5 protein-coding genes and 1 pseudogene are annotated in these 6895 nt (G+C 56.8%); 4 read left to right on the plus strand and 2 right to left on the minus strand.

Annotation, left to right across the window (positions count from 1 at the left end; genetic code table 11):
• Positions 1-718: 718 nt before the first annotated feature.
• Complete coding sequence (locus tag AB4Z51_RS43710; protein ID WP_441499652.1) at positions 719-1096, plus strand: GrlR family regulatory protein; 378 nt, start codon at positions 719-721, stop codon at positions 1094-1096.
• Between the two features lie 1482 nt (positions 1097-2578).
• Entirely contained in the window at positions 2579-2770 is a 192-nt protein-coding gene (locus AB4Z51_RS43715; RefSeq protein ID WP_441499653.1) for a hypothetical protein, read from the plus strand.
• A 135-nt stretch (positions 2771-2905) separates the two neighbouring features.
• Here AB4Z51_RS43715 and AB4Z51_RS43720 read toward each other — a convergent pair whose 3' ends face one another.
• Entirely contained in the window at positions 2906-3328 is a 423-nt protein-coding gene (locus tag AB4Z51_RS43720) for a hypothetical protein (RefSeq protein WP_441499654.1), read from the minus strand.
• A gap of 481 nt (positions 3329-3809) precedes the next feature.
• Between AB4Z51_RS43720 and AB4Z51_RS43725 the strand changes: the two genes are divergently transcribed.
• Entirely contained in the window at positions 3810-4049 is a 240-nt protein-coding gene (locus AB4Z51_RS43725) for a hypothetical protein (RefSeq protein WP_441499655.1), read from the plus strand.
• Positions 4050-4575: 526 nt separating this feature from the next.
• On the opposite strand, the pseudogene AB4Z51_RS43730 reads toward AB4Z51_RS43725, so the two are convergent.
• Positions 4576-5249 (minus strand): annotated as a pseudogene (locus AB4Z51_RS43730) (helix-turn-helix domain-containing protein).
• Between the two features lie 397 nt (positions 5250-5646).
• Between AB4Z51_RS43730 and AB4Z51_RS43735 the strand changes: the two are divergent.
• The gene (locus tag AB4Z51_RS43735; protein ID WP_441499656.1) at positions 5647-6411 is read left to right on the plus strand and encodes an outer membrane protein; all 765 of its coding nucleotides are present in this window, start codon (positions 5647-5649) and stop codon (positions 6409-6411) included.
• Positions 6412-6895 lie beyond the last annotated feature (484 nt).

The following is a 6895-nucleotide window of genomic DNA, read 5'->3' on the forward strand; positions in this document are numbered from 1 at the left end:
ACGACCGGCTCCGGTGAAGACCTCAAGCCGCCGCACCGGCTCMGCGATAGCACTATGCACTGTGTCCATTCTAAGCCTAACGGTCCGAACAAACCGCAGACTCGCAGATCACCCCGTCATCCGGTAGGTGGCCGCTGAACAGCGCTTACTCACAACGCAATCCCCTGTTAGCCCAGTGGCGTGAGGCGGACACAAGGCGTTCGCGTGCCAAAGCTGAATGCCATCATCGCGATGACCGGTCAGCTTTGTTGCCTGTTCGATAGCTTGAGCATCCGTGTCGCAAACAATGACCTCAGGCGGACCCATGATGTGTCCGACTTCGCTGATCCGGAACGCACGGTAGACTTGCGAGATCATATCTTTCGGGCCGCCTCAACCCGAGCGGCTCGCTTCGCTTCCTCGTCCGCCAATAGTCGCGTCGCTGTAGTGCGCCTGTCTGTAGATCGAGCGCGACGGCTGCGCCCCGCGCCAAACGAGAGCCCCGGGGGGAAGGGACTTTCCACGCCGGCCGTCTGCATACGTGAAAATAAAATAGCGGTGGGCTGGGCGTCTCTAAAGGGCCTTATTCTGATTGACATGAATCAATCGAGTGGAGCTACCGCAGTGTTCTTATTTGCTGCCTCTGCGAGCCTCGTTGTCGCATACGCGATTTGGCTGAAGCGAGAGACCGTTTTGCGAATATGCCGATCCGGATCAGAATGCTCGGGAGCAGCGCGCAATGAAAAATGGGCTTTATTCAGTCAGCCTGAAAGGGTTCGATAGCGAGGATTGGCCGCCAGGCGGCGTCGTTGTTCTTCTGGATGGGGTGATGTTGGGAGGCGGCCCGTATACGTACTACACCGGCTCGTGCTCTTTCAAAGACGGTATATTTAAGGGCGAACTTGTTCTCAATCAGCACACTTTTCCTCCACCCAGTCACGTGTTTTTCAACGCAAAGAATGTGGGCATCGGTGTCTCGGGCACCTACGAGGACAATCAGGCCGAACTGACTGGCATCGCGCTGGTCGGGAAAAGAAGCCTCACGCTTCAAGTGACCTTACTGAGACTGGCGGAGCTTAACCTCATCGAGCGCAAAGGCTACGGGTATGCCGCATAACCTGTGCGGCGTAGGCGACGCTTGAGGACTGAGGGTCAGAAGGCGAAGAAATCAGCATGAGCAAATCTCGTCCGCTACGCCCCACTAAGCTGACCTCAGTGAGGGGTGTCGCCACTTCGCTGATGGGCCATGTGTGGACTCTGTGGCACTGGCAATTTGGTTGGCGTTAAGGCTTGTTAGTGCAACTGACACGTGTCTTCGTATTTGGGCCCCCTATGAAGCGTACGAAACAGACCTTGGCTTTGGTTGGCTCGACCCTATCGATAACCGTCATCGCGGCAGCAACGTGCTCCTTGTTTTGGCATAAAAGCCTGACGGCGTTTCTTTCCTTTGTAGTTATCGTCCCGGTCTTTCTTATCCTCGCGCTAGGCCTTCTGAAACAAGCGCGCGCCCGATGAACAGGGCTTGGTATGTCTGCTCGGGGTCAGAAGCAGCGGTCAAGGCAAGTGCGGCTCGACGTCCGGTCGACCGTCGACAGCCGACATTGGACCTGCACTGGATGCGATTGTGAAATGGTTCACAGATCGGAAAAAAAATTCGGGGAACGTTCCTTCGAACGTTTCTTGTTTCTGTCATCTAAGTGCGCAAGAATTGAAGGGCCAGGATTTAAAGCCCGGCCAAGGGGAATTTCGGCGTTGGTGGAAAATATTCTGCTCCAGCGACGGGCACCTCACCCGTGAAGCAAAAAGGAATGAGATAGTAGCCGTCAAAGGAAGACGATGATGATCGACGACCACTTGGCGCGTGCACACCGCAACAACATTCAACGCTATCGCCACTTATTGCAGACTAGCCTGACAGAGGTTGAGCGCCAGTTTGTCGAAAGGCACTTGAGTGAAGAGCAATCGTAGCTCGAACCTCGTCTCGTTCTCAAATGAAGCGCACCACGATCCTTTCAGAGGACCGGACAGCCGCTTGGCTCAATTCGTTCAAGCGGTGGTGGGACCGGCGCTGCCGTTGGCAAACTTCTCCGCATCGGAGCGGCAACCAGCGAGAAGATGAGCTCGCTTAGTCTTAGTCTCTACACTGGCCCGACGTGCGAACTCAGACGTTGGAGTTCATGCAAGCCAACTTCGGCAAAGACGGCGCGTACTTTTCCGCCATCGGACGTATCCGATCATGTCGTTGGCGGCTTTCGCAAAGACGAACTGCGCGTCTGGCACGAAGCTTAGGATCTAAGTCCAAGGGCGCCCGGTATGGGCACCAAGCGCCCTTGCACCCATCATCGGCCGATCCAAGGTGTGAGTTCTAAGGGATCGCTGGACGAGCCGACGAACGCTGGATTACCCGCGCGAATCACTAGCATTCACCTGTGTTGCAACCGAGGCGATGAGTGCCCGACGGGCCCCGCCATTTACGTCAATTGTCTTGACCAAGCTCAAGAAAGCAACGGATCGGACGATCCCGATTGCACCAACGGTCAATTGCATGCTCTCAGCGATCGATGAAGATTGAGACAGTTTCGCGTGCTGGACGACCGCTATGAAGGTGCGAGAGCTTGTGGAGACCCTGCAAAGATTTCCGGATCAAGACGCAACAGTCGTCATTGGCGAAGGCGTGGTGCCCAATGTTTGGCTCATCGTCGAAGGTGCCGTAGAGCGCGGCATTCACGTTAAAAAAGATAATCTCGATTGGGTTGGTCCGGGTAGCGAGCCGGGCGTTGAAATCGTCTAGGCACTCCCGGGCCGATCGCTGGGGGTCCTCGGCATATCCTGTTTGTGCCAGGACCGCGGATCGATTGAATATAGTGACAGCTGTACTGGGCCCCAAAGTCGGGGGAGGTGGCTTCGCGACAGCGATTCGTAAAACTTAACGTCCGCTCAACGAGAGGCTGATCCGTGTGACGATCTCGTCCCACTCGTGCTCCTCTCTCGCGGGATAGTTGATCAGTACGCAATGGATCATCTTTCCTGAAAAATTGCAGCGATCGTACCAGACCTTATCGCCCTTATAGCTGGAGACGGCGAAGAAGCGCGGCGTCACCCGCTTGTACTGGATACGAGCGGGCGGATTTTTCTTCGACAAGAACGCGGCCGGCGAGTCGTTCGCAGCGTTGGGAACGGTCTGGATCGTCAGGTCGGCACGACCATCGGGCGTACGAAAGCGCTGGCCATAGCCGTCCGGCCGGCCCGCCTCTTCGGTGAAGATTGAGGACGGCAAGTCCACGGAAGTTCTGGTCTCCGGAATGCTATAGCGCGTCCAATTGGCGGCTTGGGCCGAGGCGGTCACCATCGTGGAAGTCACAACACACGCCAGGACATGAGCATATAAGGCCATCTTTTCCTTCCCTCCGAGCCCGTCGGGCTCGATAGCCGCGACCTATCTCTTGCCGACCTTCTCTTGACGGTCTTCTTCACGGCGACCGTATCGCCCCATCTCTTCGTAGACCTCGCCTCGGGCGACACGCGTGCCGTCTTGTTCGTCCGCGTGCCGTCTTCTCCGCTGCCGCCAAAGCACTCTTATCAACTCAAGAACGCGCCAAGGATTCGCGAGTTCCGGAACGATTCTGGGGATCCCAATTTGCATCGTTTATTGCGTGGTTATGGCGGAGCGCAGAGACGGCTTACTATCCCGGCAACAACCGGTCGGCGTGCTCGACGGCTTGGGCGGAGAGGACGGTTGAACGCGGCTGGCTGGTGAAACAGGGGGCGTTATCAGCTTACAGGCAAGGGGTGGCGAGCGGCAGAAGAAGACGGATGTCGGATAAGCTAGGGTGAAGATCACCTTTGGCGAGATGCGCGAGATGGGCATGCGCGGCGTCTTGGTCTTTTTCGCCGACTATCGATGCAGCCATAGCGTGGCCTTGCTGGCTGATCATTGGGCGGACGATACGAAACCGTCCGATCTCGCAGCCCGGTTCGTCTGCGGGGCTGGCGAACGGCGGCCGGACTTCTTCTGGACGGTCCACTCACTCCTTCGATGGGGTATCGAGATAATCAAAGACGGGGACTAGCATACTGGCCCGAATGCCATTGCCCGGGCTCCTTTCCGCTCGGCTGCCCCACGAGCGTGCTCAGCGCCTTCAAAGCGCCAATAGGTCACCGGGTTGGAAGCTCCGCATTCGTTACACTGAAGGCTTTGCTCACCTAGCATGTATCGTCCCCGGCGGAAGAGATCGCGACAGGCTGATCTTCTACAGGAAGGACACGCCAGCGATGAGTTTCGCAATCGCCAGCGAAAAAAGAGCTCGCTCGACACAATCAAATCCCTGACAGCAATGGCCAATCTTCACGCTACCGCGAGTTAGGTAAAGGCCCCCCTTAGGACAATAAGCATCTGAACCGTGGACTTGTGCGCACAGTCCCTCCTCGGCCGGCGGCGCCGTCACGGCCCTGGGCGCTTGCATGGCGGCATTAGAGCTAACCGGGTCAGGGCTCATGTGGAACAGCCGGCGGCGCCGCATCAAGCCGTCACGCCCCAGATGTGCTCATGGTCCATCGCGTCCGTTGATGCGGTGCACCGCGCTTTTTTTGTGTGAATTAAGCCTGAAGATCAAAGTTCCGAAGCTTCTGCCTATCGAGAATAACAATCTCGCGCTGGGTATTGCCCAGGAAGTTGAGGATTCCCTCACTGTGAAGTCGTGAGACCGACCGCGAGACCGTTTCCAGACTTAAACCGAGATAATCGGCAATGTCGCGCCGAGACATCGGCAGAGACATGGTGTTTGCGTCGGTTCGCTTATCCATTTCCGCTATAAAAGCGGCAACTCGTTCCAGCGCGGTCTTGCGTCCCAAAAGCAGCATGTGATTTTCCGCATGCTCAAGGTTGCGAGTGGTCATGCTCAGCAAATTGCGTGCGACCACTGGGTCTGTTTCCGCCACAACCTGGAGGCTTTCTCGTCTGATCATTCGCACAGTGGTCTTGACCACGGCCTCGGCCGTGAACCTGTGCCGTTCCCCATTCTCGAGGCCAAAGATGTCGCCCATCAGATGGAACGCCCCGATCTGTCGGCGGCCATCCGAGAGCAGCTTGTAACTGCGAACGGCTCCCCGCTTTACTTGATAGATGTGCTCGGCGGGCTCCTGTTCACCAAAGATTTCGGTCCCCTTGCGGTATGTAAATTCCAGCAAACTGACAATTGGGTTAGAGGCACTATCAAAGCCGGATCACCAAGTGTGTTGGGCTCTCGTTGATCCGATAGGCGCACTAACATTGGTAGAACTCCCCCTACCGTATCGAGCTACGGTGTGCGGGATGGGAAGTCGCCCCAGATTGCTCCGATAGCTCCTAAAACCAAGCGTAATTGGGGATTGTCTCTTAGGTCACTGTACCAAGGTGCAATGTCAGGGGGCATTCAACCAGCCGAACAGCCCCGCATGACCGCTACAGATTCTTCGGCTTGAAGCGGGCTCAAGACTCGGCGAAAGATATGCACGTTGCCGGACATTTAGTTCCTTGTAAGTACTTCACAGGAATAAGGAAATCCCGCTCAACATCTGAGCCCAGTGTTGCGGCTGGGCTACATCAACCTGCGGGCGAAGGGGATAGCATCGATTCCTTAAGTGGGCGTCGTACCTTTTTTGAACTTCTTTCTGGGGAGATTTCTCGTAATGAAAAAGCTTCTAATTGTCGCGGCCGGGATGATGGCCGTGGGTCTATCTGCTCCTGCGTCGGCGGCTGATTTGGCGGCACGCCCGTACACCAAGGCGCCCCCTCCGATTGTCTCTCCGGTCTATGACTGGACTGGCTTCTACATTGGCGCCAACGGCGGATGGGGCCAAAGCCGCGGTTGCGTGGATTTCGTAACTGCTCTCGGAACAGTCGCAGGTGGTTGCGCGGATCGCTCCGGCGGCCTTGTCGGCGGACAGATCGGGTATCGCTGGCAAACCAACCGGTTCGTTTTCGGATTGGAAGCGCAGGGCGATTGGGCCGACATCAAGAACACGCGCGTCAGCCTAGTCGATCCACTCATTTCGACCACAGGGAAAACCGACGCTATTGGTCTCTTCACGGCTCAACTCGGTTGGGCGTGGAACGCCTCGCTGCTCTACGTGAAGGGTGGTGCGGCCGTGACCCACAATCGTCTTGATGTCTTCAACAACTTCACCGGAGTGGGTCTGGACTCGGCAAGTCATACGCGCTGGGGCGGCGCCTTGGGCGTCGGCTGGGAATATGGCTTCACGCCGAACTGGACGGTTGGTGTTGAATACGACCACCTTTGGATGGGGAATGACACCCGCACCTTCGTGGGTGCAGGCTTGGTCACGCCCGGTGGTGTCACTCTCGTTGGCGAAAGGTTCAGTCAGGATGTCGACATGGTCACGGTCCGGTTGAACTATCGCTTCGGCGGTTACGGCTCTCCGGCCAGATACTAATCGCTTCAGTCTGCGCAAACCAAAGCCCCGGCTCGCCGGGGCTTTTTTTGGCTATGAATTGCTGACGCGCACTGCATCCTTGCGATGTCTGAGGTGGGTCCCGTGCGGGCGCGGAGCCATATTCGTCCTCAGTCCGTTCGCACCCCTTGAGCAGACGCCAGGGTCGAGCAACATAGTGGCAGCTAAGGGCCAATATTGTTGCAATAGTCTTTTTGGTGCGCCTAACAAGAATCCTAGAACCACCGATGCGTTTTGCGTGGGACCTTATCGGCTGATCCAAAATCAAACCATCACTGTCAATCGGCCCTTTAATTGCGGTTTGTTGTCAAGCTACYATTCTTCCTCTCTCCAGTGACACGCCGGTAGCGATTGCTCCGTCGGAGCTGGTCAGGTTGCGGAGACGGAGCGATCGCGGATGGCGAGACGATTGCCTAGCGGGATTGGCAATCGACGTCGTTGGCGGCTTCAGCGGGTTGGGTTGATG

Source organism: Bradyrhizobium sp. 2TAF36 (genome assembly GCF_052114925.1).
Taxonomy (GTDB): domain Bacteria; phylum Pseudomonadota; class Alphaproteobacteria; order Rhizobiales; family Xanthobacteraceae; genus Bradyrhizobium; species Bradyrhizobium barranii.